This window comes from Rathayibacter sp. Leaf296 (genome assembly GCF_001423045.1).
In the GTDB taxonomy this organism is placed as follows: Bacteria; Actinomycetota; Actinomycetes; order Actinomycetales; family Microbacteriaceae; genus Rathayibacter; species Rathayibacter caricis.
In genome coordinates, this window is record NZ_LMNR01000002.1 from 1128314 (window position 1) to 1146700 (window position 18387).

The window sequence follows — 18387 nt, forward strand, 5'->3', positions numbered from 1 at the left end:
GAGCGGGTGCTCCACCCGCCTCGCGGGTCGGTGGTCAGCAGAACGCGTAGTACGCGCGGTCCGTCACGAGCGGGCGCTCCGGGGCGCTGACCGACGCCACCCGCTTCTTCGCCGTGCAGGCCGTGCCGTAGTGGTTCCCGTTGAAGACCGAGGCGCGGTGAGACCGCGACGGGTGGTTGTAGGAGGAGAGCACGGTGCCGTTGCTCACGCCGTAGTACCAGGTGCCTCCCTCCGGGTGGGCGGTCGTGTAGGCCGCTGCCGCCGCGGGGGCGACGAGCATCGTCCCGGCGAGGGCGACCGCGGCGAGGAAGGAGCGGCGGGAGCCCGGAGCGCGCGAGGGCAGGATGCGGGACAGCAGGATGCGAGACGGCAGGGTGCGGGGAGAGGGCATGGTCATCCGTTCGGAGAGGGGGACCGCCTGCGGGGCGGACTGCCGGGTGAGGCAGTGCCGGAACCGTATGCGCGGACCCATCCGAGTATGACCACCTTCCTCCCGCATCGAGGAAGTCCGGCGCGGAATCAGGCCTGTGGAGGAGCCTCCCCCGAACCCGCATCCGCCCCCACCGCCGCGAACCGCCGCGCCAGCACGCCGAACGCCGCCACCAGCTCCACCGGCCGCGCCCCCTCCACCTCCACGCCGAAGCGCCCGAAGGAGGCGGCGAGCGCCTCCCACGACCACGACCCGGCCGTGACGCGGCAGCTCCCGTCGCCGAGGTCCTCGACCTCCTCGGCGAAAGGCAGCACCGCGGCGGCCGGCGTGCGCAGCACCGCGCTCCCCACGCACGGCCACGCACCGTCGTCCGATCCGCGGAACCGCGCCGAGAGGAACGCCGCCGGAGTGCCGCCCGGCACCGGCCGGCGCTCGAAGCGCCGCCGCATCGACTCCGGATCCGAGACGCGATCGGCGCGGAACGTCCGCCAGTCCTCCCGGTCGAGGTCGAACGCGATCACGTACCAGCGCCCCTGCCGCGCCACCAGGTGGTGCGGCTCCACCCGACGCCGCCCGTCCGGGCCCGCGCCCGCACCCGCGTACGCGAACCGGAGCACCTCCGCCGCCCGCACGGCCGCCGAGACCGCGACGAGCACCTCCGGCTCGACCGTCGGCCCCGGCACCGGCGCCGTCGTGAACCGCAGCGCGTCCAGCCGCTGCGCCAACCGCGCCGGCAGCACCTGCCGCAGAGTCGCGAGGGCCCGCGCCGACGCCTCCTCGAGACCGGTGCCGGTCGCCGAGGCCGAGCGCAGCGCCACAGCGAGGGCCAGCGCCTGCTCGTCGTCGAGGAGGAGGGGCGGCAGCTCGGTCCCCGCCTCGAGCCGGTAGCCGCCGTCGGGCCCCTTCGTCCCGCGGATCCGGTAGCCCATCTCCCGCAGCCGATCGACGTCGCGCCGGACCGTCCGCGGCGTCGTGTCGAGCCGCTCCGCCAGTACCGCGCCCGGCCAGTCCCGCCGCAGCTGCAGGAGCGAGAGCAGCTGGAGCATCCGCGCACTGGGAGAGGGCATGTCCCGATGTTAGATCGAGAAGAGGACAGGATTCGTCCGCATTCCCCGGCACAGTGGGCGTCGCCGGGAGGACGTCCCGGCCGATCGGAGGGAATCCCATGAGCATCACCACCACCACGCACCTCAACTTCCGCGGCGAGGCCCGCGCGGCGCTCGAGTTCTACCGCTCGGTCTTCGGCGGCCGGCTCGACGCCGTCACGAACGACCAGGCGCAGCTCACGACGGACCCGGCCGAGGCCGACCAGCTCTCGTGGGGGCAGGTCGTCTCGGAGGCGGGCTTCCGCGTGATGGCCTTCGACGTGCGCTCCGGCACCGAGTACGACCCGGGCACGAACCCGGTGTTCGTCTCGGTCCGCGGCACCGACGCCGACGAGATCTCGGGCTACTGGGAGTCGCTCGCCGAGGGCGCGGACATCGTCGCTCCGCTCGCCCCGTCCGGCTGGTCGCCGCTCTACGGCATGCTGCGCGACCGCTTCGGCGTCACCTGGGTCCTCGACGTCGAGGTCGCCTGGGCGGGCTGACCTACTCGGCCCCGCCCGTCTCGGCGTGCGGGGCCCCGACGGCCTTCGACTCCGGCGACCCCCGTTCGCGCAGGTACACCGACAGCGCGGCCATGCTGCCGACCGCGAGGAACTCGGACTGCCAGTTCTGCAGCGTGCGGTTCCAGAAGTCCGAGCTCATCAGGTACTCGGCGTACGAGACGGGCGCCGAGAGGTCCATCAGCTGCTGCTCCGAGTAGGCGACCCGCCCGGTGACCGACTGCGCGAACCACGACCCGAGGAAGATCGCGCCCATCACGAGCAGCAGTGAGTGGGAGTAGAACCAGCGGCGCGGACCGGGCGGTGCCGTCGCGGGGCCGGGTGACGACTCCTCCGCGTACTCCCCCACCCGCTGCTCCTCGTCGGTGCCCGGACCCTGGTCGTCCACGGTCTTCGACTCGGACGAGCCGCGCTGCACGAACCACACCGTGGCGGCGATGTAGAGGAAGAACTGCAGGTACTCCGACTGCCAGTTCTCGGCGACGTCGCCCGCGAAACTCGACGAGGTGACGTAGCGGAGCCAGCCGACGGGCTCGAGCCCGGCGGACTCGAGCTCCTGCCGGTACGACAGCAGCCCCGCGATCGACTGGCCGACGAGGCTCAGGAGGAAGAGAGCCGCGAAGAGCAGCGTCAGCGAGTTGTCGCGCAGGAAGGAGCGCGTCGGGGTGCGGGGCTCGCGGAGCAGCGAGGTCACCGGTGCAGCACCCCCAGCGCGACGAAGTAGACCAGGCCCGCCGAGACGACGGCGAGGCAGCCCGTGAAGACGGCGCGCATCAGGAGCCGTCGATCCTGCAGTCGAACGGAGTGTCCTCGCCGGTCGGCGCGCAGCCCGCGGCCCGCACGCGCCAGCCGTCACCGCTGGCCGCGAGGAACACGGTGTCGCCGTCGAGCTCCACGATCGCGCCCTGCCCGAACGCCTCGGCGCGCGGCTCGCCCGTGCCGGCCGCCAGCGCGAGCGAGCCGATCGCCTGCACGCAGTCCGTCCCCTCCTGCTCGGTCAGCGCCGCCGCCGCCTGCGGAGTGAGGAGGGCGCACACCGCGGCTCCGTCACCCCGCGCGAGGGCCGCCTCGAACGCGGCCGCGGTGCTCTCGGCCGCCGCGGTGTCGGGCCCGGAGCAGCCGGCCAGGGCGAGCACCGGCACGAGCACTGCCAGCGTCCTTCTCCTCATGCGTCCACCTCCACGACCACACGGTAGGCCGGGACCGGCCGCGTGCTGGAGGGCGTTGACAGGCGGCACTGCGGCGTCCTCGCGCGCTCGCCGCACCTCCGTCGACCGGCGCCCGAAGGGAGGAGGATGACCGCATGTGCTCCCCGTGCCGCCGGCCCCCCGCATGACCGCCGCCCCGCGACCCCTCCTCGTCAGGATGCGTCCGCGCTCCGTCGACGAGCAGCACCGCGCGTCCAGCCCGCTCGAACTGCTCGTCGACCTGACGTTCGTCGTCGCGATCGCCCAGATCGTGCAGCAGCTCGCCCACGCGATCGAGGAGGGGCACGCCGGCGAGACGATCCTCCCCTTCGGCATGGTGTTCTTCGCCATCTGGTGGGCGTGGATGAACTTCACCTGGTTCGCCTCCGGCTACGACACCGACGACGTGCCGTACCGGCTGCTGACGCTCGCGCAGATGGCGGGCGTCCTCGTCCTCGCGGCCGGGGTGCCGACGGCGTTCGAGAGCGGCGACTTCACCGCGATCACGATCGGCTACGCGGTCATGCGGATGGCGCTCGTCAGCCAGTGGGTCCGCGTCGCCGTGTCCTCGCCCGCGCACCGCCGCTCCGCTCAGCGCAGCGCGATCGGGTTCACCCTCGTGCAGGTCGGCTGGCTCCTGAGGCTCCTGCTCCCGGAGCAGTGGGCGATCGCGAGCTTCGTCGTGCTCGCGGCCCTGGAGCTGTGCGTCCCGCTGTACGCGGCGCGGAAGGGCGAGCCGAGCTGGCACCCGCACCACATCGCGGAGCGGTACGGCCTCTTCACGATCATCCTGCTCGGCGAGGGCGTGCTGGCCGCGGTGGCCGGGATGCAGGAGTCGCTGGCCGAACGCGGGTTCAGCGCGCCGCTCGCGCTGGTCTCGCTGGCGGCGCTCGTGCTCGTCTTCGCGCTGTGGTGGCTGTCGTACCTCCACCCCTCGGGCGAGCTCCTCGAGGCGCGGCGCGGCCTGTCGTACCGCTGGGGCTACGCGCACTACCTCGTCTTCGCGGCGCTGGCGGCGCTCGGAGCCGGGCTGGAGTCGGCGGTGGCGGCCACCGCCGGGCATCTCGAGGAGACCGAGCTCGTGCTCGGGGCCGCCGTGGCCGTTCCGGTGGCCGGGTACCTGCTCCTGCTGTGGGCGGTCCACCGTCCGCTGGGCGACCGCGAACCGCTGCGGGCGGCGATCGTGCTGCCCGCCGTCGCACTGGTCGCCGCGGCCCCGCTGGCCGCTCCGGCGGTCGGAGTGGCCGGCACGGTCGCCGTGATCGCCGTCGTCTGCGCGGGGCTCGTGGCCGCCGTCCTGGTGCGCGAGCGGGCGGGCGGCGTGCGGGTCTAGCGGGCGGCATCCCTCCCGACCTGCGGATACGCTCGACCGCGCGGGCGCCGATGCGGCGCGGAACGGGAGCGGCATGGCCACGGTGGACTCGGCGGAGCGGCGCGCGCGCCTGATCGGCCTGCTCGAGCGCGACGGCGCCGTGCGGCTCGACGACGCGGCGGCCGAGCTCGACGTCTCGACCATGACCGTGCGGCGCGACCTCGCCGACCTCGAGGCGGAGGGACGGCTCAGCCGCGTCCGCGGAGGAGCGGTGCCCGCGCTGCGCCCGCGCCCGTTCGCCGAGCGCCTGGCCGCCGGAGCCGCCGCGAAGCGCGAGATCGCGCGGAAGGCCGTCGCCCTCGTACCCGTGAGCGGCGCGATCGCGGTCGACGCCTCCTCCACCGCCGGCACCCTGCTCGGAGCCGCTCCGGAGTCGCCGCAGCTGCTCGTCGCCACGAACTCGCTCGAGAACCACGCCTCCGCCCGCCGCGCCGCGCGCGCCCGCGTGGTGCTGATCGGCGGGGAGCTCGAGGAGGAGACCGACAGCTTCGTCGGCCCGCTCGCGTGCTCGAGCGCGGCCGAGCTGCACTACGACCGCTTCTTCACCTCCGCTTCCGCCGTGTCGATCGACGGGACCAGCGAGGTGACGCTGCAGGAGGCGCAGGTCAAGCGCGTCTTCGTCGCCTCGTCGAGCGAGACCGTGCTGCTCGTGGATTCGACGAAGCTCGAGCGCACGGCTCTGGCGCGGGCCCTCGCCTGGGACGCGATCAGCGTGATGGTGACGGAGCTCGACCCCGCCGACGAGCGGCTGGCGCCGTTCCGCGGGCTGGTCGAGCTGCGCTGACCGGAGCGGCCGCGGACTCCTACCCTCCCCTGCTGATCGAGTAGGCCGTGGAGCGGCCGTATCGAGATCCCCCTCCGCCGTACTTCTGGTGTCTGCGGGTCTCGATACGCCGCTGCGCGGCTACTCGACCAGCAGGGGGAGCCGTCAGCGGCGGGTCGGCGCCGCCGTCGAGTCGCGGACGATGAGCTCGGGGTTCAGCTGGATCCGGTAGATCGACCGGCGCGGGTTCTCGATGCGGTCGACCAGGAGGCGCACCGCCGCCTCGCCCACCTCGGTGCGGGGCGGGCTCACCGCGGTCAGCGCGGGGGTGAACAGGCGCGCCACCTCGTCGTCGTACGCAATGACCGAGAGATCCCCCGGCACCGAGATGCCGCGGTTGAGCGCGAGGTCGACGAAGGCCATCGCCTCGGGGTCGGAGTGGACGAGCAGCGCCGTGACTCCGGTCGCCCGCGCGGTCTCGAGCGTCGCGTTCACGACCTCCGAGAACTCGGGGCTCGAGCGATCGGGCAGCAGCTGCTCGAAGTGGTCGGCCGGGGTGAGGCCGAGGGACTGGCAGGCGCGCAGCCAGCCCGCCGTGATCTTGCGCGAGGTGGGCGAGGACCGGGAGAGCACGAGCCCCACCTTCCGGTGCCCCAGCTCGGCGAGGTGGCGCGCGGCCAGCACGGCGCCGAGCGCGTGGTCGGTGGTGACGGTCTCGAGCTGCAGGTCGCCCTCGGGCTCGAGCGTCACGTCGCGCTCGACCAGCACCACCGGCACCGAGCAGTCGCTGAGCCAGCGGATGACCTCGCCCGAATGCTCCGTGTCGGTGTTCGGCGCGACGATCAGCCCGCGCACGTCCCCCGACTTCAGGAGGCGCTCGAGGACGGGGCGCTCGTCCTGCAGCTCGTAGGAGGCTCCGCGCAGGATCACCTCGTAGCCCAGGCGCTCCCCCGCCTTCTCCATCCCGCGCAGCACGCCGGGCCAGTAGTAGGCGAGCGAGGGGACCAGCACGGCGATCGAGCCGAGCGTCGCAGCATCGCCTCGGGGCGGGCGGGGAGTCTCGGCCGAGGAGGCGAGGGCGACGGCGCCGCCGTGCACCCGGCTGAGCAGGCCCTCCCGCTCCATGTCGACGAGATCGCGGCGGAGCGTCACGGTGGCCACTCCGAGCGCCTCCGTGAGCTGCGAGATCCGCACCGCTCCCTCCGAGGCGAGGGTCGTCAGGATGTGCGCGCGCCGCTCTGCGGCAAGAGGTCGTGGCAGCGTCTGATCGCTCATGTCCGGTCTCCGATCGATGTGTCCATTTGTAGCGCGAACCGGAGGAGCCGGCGCTCGCCCGCTCCCGGTCCCGGCCGCGATGACGCTGTCGGGCCGGAGGAGAGGCGCGGGAGGCCGCGTCGTCGTCTCGATCGTCCCATGACGCGGTCCGTCCCCTCCGGGTCCCGATCCCGTAGCGCGGACGGTGCCGAGTGGGCTCACTCGATCGGTAACGATCATTTAACCGCATCGGGCGTCTTGCTGTGTCGCTTTTCGCTGTGTACGCTTCTGATTTGTTCGGCCCGCTGGTGGGCGAGCCGGCATCGATTCGAAGGAGAACGAGGTGGACCCTCAGGGCGACTGGTCGCGGGACCGCTGGGTCGGCTTCGCCGACTCCCTCCTCTCCTCCGCCATGGAGTACGCGTCCGACGGCCACGGCCGGATCCTCCTCCCGGGCGCCGAGGGCGGCTACGGCCGCGCGGTCGACGGGCTCGAGGGCTTCGCCCGCACCTTCCTCCTCGCCGGGTTCCGCATCGCGGGCGAGCGGGGCGTCGGCGTCGACCACCTGATCGACTTCTACTCCCGCGGCATCGCGACCGGCGTCGATCCCGAGGCCGCCGACCGCTGGGTCCGCCTCGAGGAGCACGCGCAGGCGAAGGTCGAGGCCGCGTCGATCGCCCTCGTCCTCGACCTCACCCGCCCCTGGATCTGGGACCGCCTCGACGCCGTCACTCAGCAGCGCGTCATCGCCTACCTCGAGCCGGTCGTGGGCGACGACACCTACCCGCAGACCAACTGGGTCTGGTTCCGGATCGTCGTGCAGACCTTCCTCCGCTCGATCGGCGGCGCGTGGTCGGCCGACGACATCGCCGCCGACCTGGCCCGGCACGACTCCTTCGTGCGCGAGGACGGCTGGATGGCCGACGGCGTGGAGCGCGCGTTCGACCACTACGTGGGCTGGGCGCTGCACGTCTACCCCGTGCTGTGGTCGCGGATGCAGGGCGCCGCGGAGCTCGCCGCCGGGCGCCGAGCGCACGACACCGCGCAGCTCGACCGCTACCTCTCGGACGCGCTCACCCTGACCGGCGGCGACGGCGCGCCGCTGCTGCAGGGCCGCAGCCTGATCTACCGCTTCGCCGCCGCGGCCCCGTTCTGGGTCGGCGTGATGGCCGAGGTGCCCTCGCACTCGCCCGGGGCCCTCCGACGCGCGGCGAGCGCCGTCGTCTCGCACTTCGCCGATCACGGAGCTCCGGACGAGCGGGGCGTGCTCACGATGGGCTGGCACCACGAGTGGCGCACGCTCGCCCAGTCCTACTCGGGCCCCGGATCGCCGTACTGGGCGGTCAAGGGGATGCTCGGCATCGCCCTGCCGGCCGACCACCCCGTGTGGTCCGCCCCCGCCGAGCCGCTCCCGATCGAGCGCTCCGACGAGCTGCTGAGCATCGCCTCCCCCGGCTGGATCGTCTCGGGGACCCGCGACGACGGCATCGTCCGCGTGGTCAACCACGGCACCGACAAGGCGCTCGAGGGCACCGTCTCGGCGGACTCCCCGCTGTACGCCCGGCTGGGCTACTCGACGGCCGCGGCGCCGCTGCTCGACGAGCGCGGCTGGAGCGAGCCGCTCGAGCAGAGCGTCGCCCTCGTGGACCCGACCGGCGCCGGCACGGCCCGCACCGGCATGACCTGCACGGGGACGACGGTCGACGGCTCCGTCGGCCGCGCCGGGTCGAAGTGGGACGCGCACTGGATCCGGGCGGCGGCCTCCTCGCACCGGCACGGCGAGGGCCTGTCCGGCAGCGCCCGCCTCGGCGGGCACCTGGTCGTCGACTCGCTCGTGCGCGGCCCCTGGGAACTGCGCGTCGTGCGCGTCGACTCGCTCGCCGACGACGTCCGACCCGAGGATCTGCGCCTGCGGATCGGCGGCTGGGCGACGGCCGGCGACGACGTGGCGACCGCGACCGACGACTCCGGAGCCGCGGCGGCCTCGGCCGGCCGGACCAGCGCGATCACCCTGCTGTCGGGCGGCGACGTCGACCCCGACGTCGTCGAGCGCGACGGCGCCTCCCCGCTCGGCCCCCGCGTCGCGGTGCCGGTGCTGAGCGTCCCCGTCGTCATCGGCGAGCCCGTCGTCGCCCTGATCACCCTCACGGGTGCGGACGCGCCGCTCGCCGCCGCCGTCCGGGTCGCCCGCGAGGGCGACGACCTGCACGTGTCCGCGACCTGGCCCGACGGCCTGGTCACCGAGCACGTCCTCACAGACTCCGGAGGCGCCGCACGGCCGCTCCGGTACCCGCGGACCCGAGGTGGGGTCCTGCACGCCGATGCAAAGGAGCAGCACGCATGAAGAGAAGATTCGCCGTCACCGGGGTGGCCCTCGCCGCCGCCCTGTCCCTCACCGCCTGCTCGGGAGGAGGGGGCGGTGACGCCGCCGCCCCGGCCGACGGTCCCGTCACCCTGTCGGTCTCGGGCTGGAGCCTGAGCACGACTCCCGAGTTCCAGGCCCTCGCCGACGCGTTCCACGAGAAGGACCCCGACGTCACGGTCGAGGTCAAGGAGTACGACGCCACCAACTACGACACGCTGATGACCGCGGATCTCGCGGCCGGCAGCGGGCCCGACATCATCACGCAGAAGAACGTGAAGAACGTCTTGACCTACCAGGCGGGCGGACAGCTGATGGACGTCTCCGACGTCGCGATCCCCGACTCGATCGGCGGCGCGGAGGCGTACGAGGTCGACGACAAGCAGTGGGCGACCCCCTACCGCCAGGACTCCTGGGTCCTCTTCTACAACAAGGACCTCTTCGACCAGGCCGGCGTCGCCTACCCCGACGGCTCCTGGACCTGGGACGACTACGAGTCGAACGCCGAGTCGCTGAAGACCGCGCTCTCGGCCGCCGGGAGCGCCGCGAACGGCACCTACGAGCACAGCTGGCAGTCGACCGTCCAGGGCTTCGCCGCCGCGCAGACCCCCGACGTCGACATCCTCGGCGGCGACTACAGCTACCTCGAGCCGTACTACGAGCGCGTCCTCGCGCTGCAGGACGCCGGCGCGCAGGTCGACTACAACACCGTCGTCGCCAACAAGCTCACCTACCAGGCCGAGTTCGGCAAGCAGAACGCCGCGATGATGCCGATGGGCACCTGGTTCGTCGCGTCGCTGATCGCCCAGCAGAAGTCGGGCGACTCCGACACCTTCAACTGGGGCATCGCCCCGATCCCGCAGTTCGACGACTCGACGACCGGCGAGGGCGACACCCCGGTGACCTTCGGCGACCCGACCGGCTTCGGCATCAACGCGAACATCGACGACTCCAAGGCTGCCGCCGCCAAGGAGTTCCTCGAGTTCGCCGCGAGCGAGGAGGGCGCGGAGGTCGTCGCGTCGCTCGGCATCACCCCGGCGCTCACCAGCGACGCGGTGGCCGAGGCCTACTTCGCCGTCGAGGGCGCACCCACCGACGAGCTGTCGAAGACCGCCTGGTCCGAGCACGACACCAAGCCGGAGAACCCCACCTCGGCCAAGACCGCGGCCGTGCAGAACATCCTGCTCGACCTGCACACCTCGGTCCTCTCGGGCTCCGCGAGCATCGAGGACGCCGTGAAGTCGGCGGACGACCGCGTGAAGAACGAAGTCGGCACCGACTGACTCCCCGCGGTGGCCGGCCGACCCCGGCCGGCCACCGCCTCCGCTCGACCCCGGCACAGCCCCAGCCCCAGCCCCGCCCAGACCTTGGAGGTCTCATGACGACCCTCGCCGCCGCCGACGCCGGCACGTCGACACCGCCGCCGAAACGGCGCCGCTCCGCGTACGCGGTGAGGAACACCCTCATCGGGTACACCTTCATCCTCCCGAACTTCCTCGGCTTCGCGGCGCTCACGCTCGTGCCGGTGATCACGCTCTTCTACATGTCGCTCACCGACTGGAACGTGTTCGGGCAGGCGAACTGGGTCGGGCTCGCGAACTTCCAGCGCCTGCTCGGCGACGGCAGCTTCCGCATCGCGCTGACCAACACGCTCTACTACGCCGCACTGCACATCCCGCTGACGCTGATCGTCTCGCTCGGGCTCGCGCTGCTGCTCAACAACAAGCTCCGCGGTGTCGCGTTCTTCCGCACCGCCGCGTTCTTCCCCTACATCACGTCGATCGTCGCGATCGCCGTCGTGTGGAACCTGCTCTTCAGCCCCGAGTACGGACCGATCAACGAGATCCTCCGCGCGGTCGGCTTCTCGAGCCCGCCCGGGTGGCTGACATCGTCGGAGTGGGCGATGCCCGCCGTCGTCATCATCAGCACGTGGCGCGACATGGGCTACTACATGATCCTGTTCCTCGCCGGCCTCCAGACGGTGCCGCGCGAGCTCCACGAGGCCGCTCGCGTCGACGGTGCGTCCGTCTGGCAGCGCTTCGTGAACGTGACCATCCCGTGCCTGCGGCCGACCACGTTCTTCGTCACCGTGATGCTGACCATCAACTCGTTCAAGATCTTCGATCTGATCCTGGTGATGACCCAGGGCGGGCCCGGCCAGGCGACCCTCGTGCTCTCGCAGTTCATCTACCAGAAGGGCTTCCAGGAGAACCAGTTCGGCTACGCGTCGGCGGTCTCGGTGGTCCTCTTCCTGCTCTGCATCGTCGTCACGCTCGTGCAGTTCTTCCTCAACAGAAGGAGTGAGTCCCGATGACCGGACTGCTGATCCCCGAGGGCGCTCCCGTCCTGCCGCGCGTCGACGAGCCGCTCGCGCCCCGTCGGAGGACCGCCGGCCGCTCCACCCTGTCGCGCGTGGGCCGCCTGCTCGGCTACGCCGTGATGATCCTGGCCGCGGCCGCGCTGCTGCTGCCGTTCTTCTGGATGATCATGAGCTCGCTCAAGACGCCGAACGACGTCTTCTCGGTGCCCGTGAAGTGGGTGCCCGACACCTGGGTCTGGAACAACTACGTCGACATCTGGGCGCAGTCCGGGATGCTCACGTGGATCCGGAACACGCTGATCCTGGCGGTCGTCGTGACCGTGCTGCAGGTGCTCACCGGCTCGTTCGCGGCCTACGGCTTCTCGCGGATGCGGTTCCCCGGTCGCGACGTGCTGTTCCTGGTCTACATCGGCACCATCGCGGTGCCGTGGCAGTCGTACATGATCCCGCAGTTCATCCTGCTGTCGAACCTGAAGGTGTCGAACACCCTCTGGGCGATCATCCTCATCCAGGCGTTCGGCGCGTTCGGCGTGTTCCTGATGAAGCAGTTCTACGAGACGATCCCCGAGGAGCTCTCGGAGGCCGCGCGCCTGGACGGGCTGAGCGAGTACGGCATCTGGGCCCGGATCATGGTGCCCCTGTCGATCCCCGCGATCGCGAGCCTCACGCTCCTCACCTTCGTCGCCACCTGGAACGACTACCTCGGACCGCTGATCTACCTCCGCAACCCCGACCTCTGGACGATCCAGCTCGGGCTGCAGAGCTTCGTCAGCACCCTCTACGACGCCAACTACGCGCTGCTGTTCGCGGGCCTGGTCATCTCGGTGATCCCCATCGCCGTGGTCTTCCTGCTCGGTCAGAAGTACTTCGTCGAGGGCATCGCGACGAGCGGATTGAAGGGCTGACATGCGCCGCATCCCGCACGGCCTCTACGCCTCGCTGTTCGGTGTCGTCCACCTGATCCTCACGACCAACGTGCTGCTCGTGCTCGGCTGCCTGCCGCTCGTGCTGCTGCTGATCACCACCGACCCGGCGCGGTCGTGGCCGCTGCTCGCGGCCGCCCTGCCGCTGTGCGCGCCGGCCGTCCGCGGAGCCTTCGCGGTCTTCGGCGAGCACGGCCGGGGCGGGACCCGCGTCGTCCGCACCTTCTGGGCCGCCTGGCGGCAGGGCTGGGGCCGCACCCTCGCCCTCGCCGCGGGGGCCACCGCGGTCGCCGCGATCGCGCTGGTCGACGTGCGGTTCCTCTCGACGTCGCAGATCGGAGTGGTCGTCGTGCCGCTCCTCCTGATCGTCGTGCTGCTCGTCGTCGGCACCGCCCCGGTCGTGCTGGTCGCGCTGATCGAGGCCCCCGGAGCCGCGCTGCTGCGCACCCTGCGGATCTCGCTGATCCTCGCCACCCGCCGCTGGCACCTGACCCTCGTGTCGCTGCTGGTCCTCGCCTTCCAGGCGTACCTCTTCACCCTCTCGCCGGCCCTCGCCCTCGGCGTCTCGGCGGCGCCCGCCCTGTACCTCGTCTGGGCCGACGCGCGCTACACCCTCCTGCCCGCCCTCCCCGCCGACCAGCCGGTCGCCGCGTGAGCCACGACGAAGGACAGACCGTCATGACCACCACCCACCCGTCCTCCGCGAGGACGACGACGGAGCGGGCCCTGGCCGATGCGCTCGAGGTCGTGCGCCGCATGATCGAGCGGTTCGGCAGCGCCTACCCGGACGACACCACCACCGACGGCCGGTACGAGCTGCGCCCGGCGACGGCCGGGTTCGCGGCCGGAGCCAACCGCGGCTGGACCACCAGCTTCTGGCCCGGCATGCAGTGGATCGCGTGGGAGCTCACCGGCGAGGAGGTGTTCCGCGGCGCGGCCACCGGCCACCTCGAGGACTTCGCCCGGCGCCTGAACGAGGGCGAAGACCTCGACACCCACGACCTCGGCTTCCTCTACACGCTCTCGGCCGTCGCGCCGTGGCGGCTGCTCGAGCACCCGCTGGGCCGCTCGACCGCTCTGGCCGCCGCCGACGTGCTGATGACGCGGTTCCTCGAGAACGCGGGCATCGTGCAGGCCTGGGGCGACCTCCGCGACCCCGCGCAGCGCGGTCGGACCATCATCGACTCCCTCATGAACATGCCGCTGCTCACCTGGGCGGCCGAGCAGACGGGCGACGCGCACAAGGCCGAGGCCGTGCGCCGCCACGTCGAGGCGCTGCGCACGCACATCCTCCGCCCGGACCACTCGACCTTCCACACCTTCTACTGGGACGCCGAGACCGGGGAGCCGCTGCACGGCGGCACCGAGCAGGGCGCCTTCGACGACTCCTGCTGGGCCCGCGGACAGGCCTGGGGGATCTACGGCTTCGCGATGAACCACCGCGTCTCGGGCGACCCGGCCGTGCTGGAGGCGTCGCGCGCGTGCGCCGACTACTTCCTCGCGCACCTCCCGGCCGACCTCGTGCCCTACTGGGACCTCGTCTACACCGACGGGAGCGACGCCCCGCGCGACAGCTCCGCGGCCGCGATCGCGGTCTGCGGCCTCTTCGAGCTCGCCTCCGTGGAGCCCGACGAGGAGCGCGCCGAGCACTGGCGCCGGTCGGCGCACGACCTGCTCGCCGCCCTGATCGAGCACTGCGCCCCCGCGACCCCCGAGTCGGCCGACACCGTCCTGCTGCACAGCGTCTACGACCTGCCGAAGGACGTGGGCGTCGACGAGGGCACCCTCTGGGGCGACTACTTCTACCTGGAGGCGCTCGTGCGCGCCTCGCGACCGGACTGGCGGCCCTACTGGTGAGACTCCTCCGCTACTCCTCGCCCGACGGCGACCGCACCGGCGTGATCGTCGACGGCGACCGCGTGCTCGATCTGGGCTCGCTGCCCGTGAGCGGCCTGCTCGCCGACGACGCACTCCTCGCAGACGCCCGCGAGCGCGCCGGGGCCGCGTCCGGCGGCGACCTGCCGCGACTCGACTCCCTGCGCCTGCTGCCGCCGGTCGTGCCGGGCAAGATCCTCTGCATCGGCTACAACTACCGCGGCCACGTGCCCAGCGGAGGAGAGGACAGGCCGGTCCCGACGACCCCCGACGTCTTCGTGAAGACGCCCAACACGCTCTCGGCTCCCGGCGACCCCGTGACCCTGCCTGCGACCGCCACCGACGTCGACTACGAGGGCGAGATCGCGCTCGTGATCGGCCGCGCGGGCCGCGACATCCCGCTCGAGCAGGCCGCCTCGCACATCGGCGGCTACTCGCTGATGAACGACGTGTCGGAGCGCACCTGGCAGGGCCGCTCGAGCCAGTGGACCCTCGGCAAGTGCTCCGACGGCTTCGCTCCGCTGGGCCCCTGGCTCGTCACGCCCGACGACGTGCCCGAGCCGCAGGACCTGCGCGTCGAGGTCGAGCGGGAGGGGCGGATCACCGTCTCGCAGAGCACCGCCGACCTCGTCTTCACCATGGCGGCGCTCGTCCACCACCTCAGCGAGGGCCTCACCCTCGAGCCCGGCGACGTGATCTCGACCGGCAGCCCGCAGAAGCTGCCCGACGCGCTCGCCGCGCACCGGCCGCTGGCCGACGGCGACTCCGTCACCGTGCGCGTCGACGGCCTCGGCTCGCTCACGACCCTCTTCCGAAAGGCAGGACGATGATCCTCGACAGCTTCCGACTCGACGGCCGCGTCGCCGTGGTCACCGGCACCAGCAAGGGCATCGGCCGCGGGGCCGCGCTGGCCCTCGCCGAGGCCGGAGCCGACATCGCCCTGATCGACCGCGGCGACGCCTCCGGGACGGCCGAGGCGATCCGGGCGCTCGGCCGCCGGGTCGTGCTGATCCGACGCGACTTCGCCGCGGCGAGCGCCGACGAGCTGCACTCGGCGATCGACGAGGCCGTCGACGGGCTCGGGCGGATCGACGTGCTCGTCAACAACGCCGGCACCATCAAGCGCGCCCCGGCCGCCGAGCACAGCGCCGGCGACTGGGACGAGGTGCTGCGCGTGAACCTCGACTCGGTGTTCCACCTCACCCAGGCGGCCGGCCGCCGGATGATCGCGCAGGGCTCCGGCCGGATCATCAGCGTCGCGTCGATGCTGTCGTTCCAGGGCGGCATCACCGTGCCCGGGTACACCGCCTCCAAGCACGCCGTCGCCGGACTCACGAAGGCGTTCGCCAACGAGTGGGCCGCCTCCGGAGTGACCGTCAACGCGATCGCCCCCGGCTACCTCGCCACCGACAACACCGCGGCCCTGCGCGCCGACGCCGCGCGCGACGCCGCGATCCTCGCCCGCATCCCCGCCGGACGCTGGGGACTGCCCGCCGACCTGCAGGGCGCCTTCGTCTTCCTCGCCTCCGACGCGTCGGCCTACGTCACCGGGACCGTGCTCCCCGTCGACGGCGGCTGGCTCGTGCGATGACCCCTCCCACCCGCGACACAGGAGCCTCCGACATGGACCAGCGCTACGCCACCAACCCCTCGCAGATCCCCGGGATGACCACCGAGGACCTCCGCTCGCACTTCCTCGTGCCCGAGATCTTCGTCGAGGGCGAGATCCGCCTCGTCTACACGCACCACGACCGCATCGTGCTGGGCGGAGCGATGCCCGCCGGCAAGCGGCTCGAGCTGACCGGCTACGAGGAGATCCGCAGCGAGACCTTCCTCGAGCACCGCGAGCTGGGCGTGATCAACGTCGGCGGGACCGGCACCGTGACCGCCGACGGCGAGACCTACACGCTCGTCACCGGCGCCTGCCTGTACCTGGGCCGCGGGATCGAGCGGGTGGCGTTCGAGGACGCCGACGGAGCCGCGCAGTTCTACCTGTTCTCGGCCCCCGCGCACACGGCCTACCCGACCGCGCTCGTGTCGCCGGGCGAGGGCACCGTGCGCGAGCTCGGCGAGCAGGCCACGAGCAATCGCCGCACGCTCAACCAGTACATTCACGAGAACGGCGTGCGCAGCTGCCAGATCGTCATGGGCGTCACGACGCTGCACGAGGGATCGATGTGGAACACGATGCCCGCGCACACCCACGACCGCCGCACCGAGTGCTATCTCTACTTCGACCTGCCCGAGGAGGCCCGCGTCATCCACCTCCTCGGCGAGCGCCAGGAGACGCGCCACCTCGTGGTCGCCGACCGCCAGGCGATCATCTCGCCGAGCTGGTCGCTGCACTCCGGAGTCGGCACCTCGGCGTACTCGTTCGTCTGGGCGATGGCCGGCGAGAACCAGGCCTTCGACGACATGGATCCGGCGCCGGTCGCCGACCTGGCGTGAGCTCGTCGGGAGCGGCCGTGGCGCGCGGCGTGCTGCTGGCCATGGGCGAGACCATGGCCGTGGTCGTGCCGACGGACGGCTCGGTGGCGCAGGCGGGCGCGTTCCTCGTCGACGCCGGCGGCGCGGAGTCGAACGTGCTCGCGCACGCGGCGGCCCTCGGGGTGCCGGCCCGCTGGCACAGCCGTCTCGGAGCGGATGCGCTCGGCGAGCGCGTGCTGCGCCAGCTGTCCGCCCGCGGCATCGACGTCTCCTCCGTGGTCGCCGATCCGGAGCACCCGACCGGGCTCTACGTGAAGGACCCGGGGCGGGGCGTCGTCTACTACCGCTCCGGTTCGGCCGCCTCCCGCCTCGACGAGGCGGACGCCGACGCGGCGCCGTTCGACGGGGTCGCGCTGCTGCACCTCTCGGGCATCACCGCCGCGCTCTCGGAGCCGGCGGCCCGGTTCCTCCGCCGCGCCGCCCTGCGCGCCCGCGAGCTCGGGATCCCCGTGAGCGTCGACGTGAACCACCGCGCGGCGCTGTGGAGCGCCGAGGACGCGGCTCCCGCGCTCGCCGAGCTCGCCCGCCTCGCCGACGTCGTCTTCGTCGGCCGCGACGAGGCCGAGACCCTCTGGGGCACGCCGACCGCGGACGACGTCCGCGCACTGCTCCCCGACGTGGCGGAGCTCGTGGTGAAGGACGGCCACATCGGAGCGACCGTGTTCTCGGGCCCCGAGACGGTCTTCGAGCCGTCGCACGAGGTCGAGGTGCTCGACGCCGTCGGCGCGGGCGACGCCTTCGCCGGCGGCTACCTCGTGGCCCGGATGCTCGGCGCCGACCTCGGCGAGCGCCTGCGCAGCGGGCACGACCGCGCCGCACTCACCCTCGCCCTGTCGGGCGACTCCGTCGACGAGAGGACCGCACGATGACCACCGTGACCGCACCCGCCACCGAGTGGGCCCGGACGTTCGACACCGTCTTCGCGGGAGCACCGCTGATGGCGATCCTCCGCGGGATGGGCGTGGAGCGCTCGATCGCGCTCGCGACGACCGCGTGGGACCTCGGGATCGACTCCGTCGAGGTGCCGCTGCAGACCGCCGAGGACGAGATCGCCCTTCGCGAAGTGGCCCGACTGGGCGCGGAACGCGGCAAGACCGTCGGGGCGGGCACGATCCTGCGCGCCGAGCAGGTCCCGGTGGCGCGCGAGGCGGGGGCCGGCTACCTGGTCTCGCCGGGGCTCGACCCGCTGATCGTGGCCGAGGCCGAGGCGGAGGGACTGCCGCTGCTCCCCGGAGTGGCCACGCCCTCGGAGGTGCAGCAGGCGGTCTCGCTCGGGCTCACCTGGGTGAAGGCGTTCCCCGCCACGTGGCTCGGCTCCGGCTGGTTCACGCACATGCGCGGCCCCTTCCCCGGCGTGCGCTTCGTCGCGACCGGCGGGCTCGACGCCCGCAACCTGCAGGAGTACCTCGACGCGGGCGTCCGCGTCGCCGCCGTCGGCTCCGCCCTCGAGGATGCGGCCCAGCTCGACCTCATGGGCGCCCTCCTCGCCCGTACCGCCTAGCCCCTCCCCCGCGAGGGAACCCCGGACGGTCGAGGGAGCCCGTGTCTGCTGGTCGAGTAGCCCCGCAGGGGCGTATCGAGACCCACCACCGCCGAACCGCCTCCCGGTGAACGCGGATCTCGATACGGCCGCTCCGCGGCCTACTCGATCAGCAAGCTGGAGCGCCGCCCGCCCTGCTGCTGCTGCCCCTGCCCCTGCTGCTGGTCGAGCAGCCCCGCAGCGGCGTATCGAGACCCACCACCGCCGACCCGCCTCCCGGTGAACGCGGATCTCGATACGGCCGCTCCGCGGCCTACTCGATCAGCAA

19 protein-coding genes are annotated in these 18387 nt (G+C 72.6%); 14 read left to right on the forward strand and 5 right to left on the reverse strand.

The window, feature by feature from the left end; translation table 11 throughout:
* Positions 1-34: 34 nt before the first annotated feature.
* Together ASF46_RS15530 and ASF46_RS15535 are read right to left on the reverse strand one after the other, a co-directional pair.
* Positions 35-391 carry a lactococcin 972 family bacteriocin gene (locus ASF46_RS15530; RefSeq protein ID WP_056868373.1) on the reverse strand — a complete coding sequence of 119 codons (357 nt, stop codon included), beginning with the start codon at positions 389-391 and terminating at the stop codon, positions 35-37.
* Between the two features lie 128 nt (positions 392-519).
* Positions 520-1497, reverse strand: coding sequence for a helix-turn-helix transcriptional regulator (locus ASF46_RS15535; protein ID WP_056868374.1), 978 nt, complete (start codon positions 1495-1497; stop codon positions 520-522).
* A gap of 98 nt (positions 1498-1595) precedes the next feature.
* Between ASF46_RS15535 and ASF46_RS15540 the strand changes: the two genes are divergently transcribed.
* Positions 1596-2018 (forward strand): VOC family protein, encoded by a 423-nt coding sequence (locus tag ASF46_RS15540; protein WP_056868375.1) that lies wholly within the window; start codon positions 1596-1598, stop codon positions 2016-2018.
* A gap of 1 nt (position 2019) precedes the next feature.
* On the opposite strand, the gene ASF46_RS15545 is transcribed toward ASF46_RS15540, so the two are convergent.
* Positions 2020-2730 (reverse strand): DUF6766 family protein, encoded by a 711-nt coding sequence (locus tag ASF46_RS15545; RefSeq protein ID WP_235576962.1) that lies wholly within the window; start codon positions 2728-2730, stop codon positions 2020-2022.
* A 79-nt stretch (positions 2731-2809) separates the two neighbouring features.
* On the reverse strand, positions 2810-3205 hold the full coding sequence (locus tag ASF46_RS15550) for a hypothetical protein (RefSeq protein ID WP_157602600.1): 396 nt from the start codon (positions 3203-3205) through the stop codon (positions 2810-2812).
* Between the two features lie 196 nt (positions 3206-3401).
* Between ASF46_RS15550 and ASF46_RS15555 the strand changes: the two genes are divergently transcribed.
* Positions 3402-4556: a low temperature requirement protein A gene (locus ASF46_RS15555; protein ID WP_082485618.1), complete on the forward strand. Its 1155-nt coding sequence runs from the start codon at positions 3402-3404 to the stop codon at positions 4554-4556.
* A gap of 73 nt (positions 4557-4629) precedes the next feature.
* Positions 4630-5379 carry a DeoR/GlpR family DNA-binding transcription regulator gene (locus tag ASF46_RS15560; RefSeq protein WP_056868377.1) on the forward strand — a complete coding sequence of 250 codons (750 nt, stop codon included), beginning with the start codon at positions 4630-4632 and terminating at the stop codon, positions 5377-5379.
* Positions 5380-5523: 144 nt separating this feature from the next.
* Here the strand turns inward: ASF46_RS15560 and ASF46_RS15565 are convergent, their stop codons facing one another.
* Positions 5524-6633, reverse strand: coding sequence for a substrate-binding domain-containing protein (locus ASF46_RS15565; protein WP_056868378.1), 1110 nt, complete (start codon positions 6631-6633; stop codon positions 5524-5526).
* A 322-nt stretch (positions 6634-6955) separates the two neighbouring features.
* Between ASF46_RS15565 and ASF46_RS15570 the strand changes: the two genes are divergently transcribed.
* The 11 genes from ASF46_RS15570 to ASF46_RS15620 all read left to right on the forward strand — a co-directional run bounded on the left by ASF46_RS15570 (position 6956) and on the right by ASF46_RS15620 (position 18080).
* Positions 6956-8956 carry a DUF2264 domain-containing protein gene (locus ASF46_RS15570; RefSeq protein WP_056868379.1) on the forward strand — a complete coding sequence of 667 codons (2001 nt, stop codon included), beginning with the start codon at positions 6956-6958 and terminating at the stop codon, positions 8954-8956.
* Positions 8953-10257, forward strand: a complete 1305-nt coding sequence (locus ASF46_RS15575; RefSeq protein WP_056868380.1) for an extracellular solute-binding protein — start codon at positions 8953-8955, stop codon at positions 10255-10257. The genes ASF46_RS15570 and ASF46_RS15575 overlap by 4 nt, the downstream gene beginning before the upstream one ends.
* A 95-nt stretch (positions 10258-10352) precedes the next feature.
* Positions 10353-11288, forward strand: coding sequence for a carbohydrate ABC transporter permease (locus ASF46_RS15580; protein ID WP_055789508.1), 936 nt, complete (start codon positions 10353-10355; stop codon positions 11286-11288).
* Positions 11285-12199 carry a carbohydrate ABC transporter permease gene (locus tag ASF46_RS15585; RefSeq protein WP_056868381.1) on the forward strand — a complete coding sequence of 305 codons (915 nt, stop codon included), beginning with the start codon at positions 11285-11287 and terminating at the stop codon, positions 12197-12199. The genes ASF46_RS15580 and ASF46_RS15585 overlap by 4 nt, the downstream gene beginning before the upstream one ends.
* Position 12200: 1 nt before the next feature.
* On the forward strand, positions 12201-12872 hold the full coding sequence (locus ASF46_RS15590; RefSeq protein ID WP_056868382.1) for a DUF624 domain-containing protein: 672 nt from the start codon (positions 12201-12203) through the stop codon (positions 12870-12872).
* A 23-nt stretch (positions 12873-12895) separates the two neighbouring features.
* A complete protein-coding gene (locus tag ASF46_RS15595) occupies positions 12896-14074 on the forward strand; it encodes a glycoside hydrolase family 88 protein (protein WP_056868383.1) in 1179 nt (392 codons plus the stop codon).
* Entirely contained in the window at positions 14071-14922 is an 852-nt protein-coding gene (locus ASF46_RS15600) for a fumarylacetoacetate hydrolase family protein (RefSeq protein WP_157602603.1), read from the forward strand. Before ASF46_RS15595 ends, ASF46_RS15600 begins: the two co-directional genes overlap by 4 nt.
* On the forward strand, positions 14919-15683 hold the full coding sequence (kduD, locus tag ASF46_RS15605) for a 2-dehydro-3-deoxy-D-gluconate 5-dehydrogenase KduD (RefSeq protein ID WP_200919725.1): 765 nt from the start codon (positions 14919-14921) through the stop codon (positions 15681-15683). The genes ASF46_RS15600 and kduD overlap by 4 nt, the downstream gene beginning before the upstream one ends.
* Positions 15680-16540, forward strand: a complete 861-nt coding sequence (gene kduI / locus ASF46_RS15610) for a 5-dehydro-4-deoxy-D-glucuronate isomerase (protein ID WP_235576963.1) — start codon at positions 15680-15682, stop codon at positions 16538-16540. The genes kduD and kduI overlap by 4 nt, the downstream gene beginning before the upstream one ends.
* On the forward strand, positions 16537-17448 hold the full coding sequence (locus ASF46_RS15615; RefSeq protein WP_235576964.1) for a sugar kinase: 912 nt from the start codon (positions 16537-16539) through the stop codon (positions 17446-17448). The genes kduI and ASF46_RS15615 overlap by 4 nt, the downstream gene beginning before the upstream one ends.
* A complete protein-coding gene (locus ASF46_RS15620) occupies positions 17445-18080 on the forward strand; it encodes a bifunctional 4-hydroxy-2-oxoglutarate aldolase/2-dehydro-3-deoxy-phosphogluconate aldolase (protein WP_056868385.1) in 636 nt (211 codons plus the stop codon). Before ASF46_RS15615 ends, ASF46_RS15620 begins: the two co-directional genes overlap by 4 nt.
* The last annotated feature ends 307 nt before the right edge of the window (positions 18081-18387 follow it).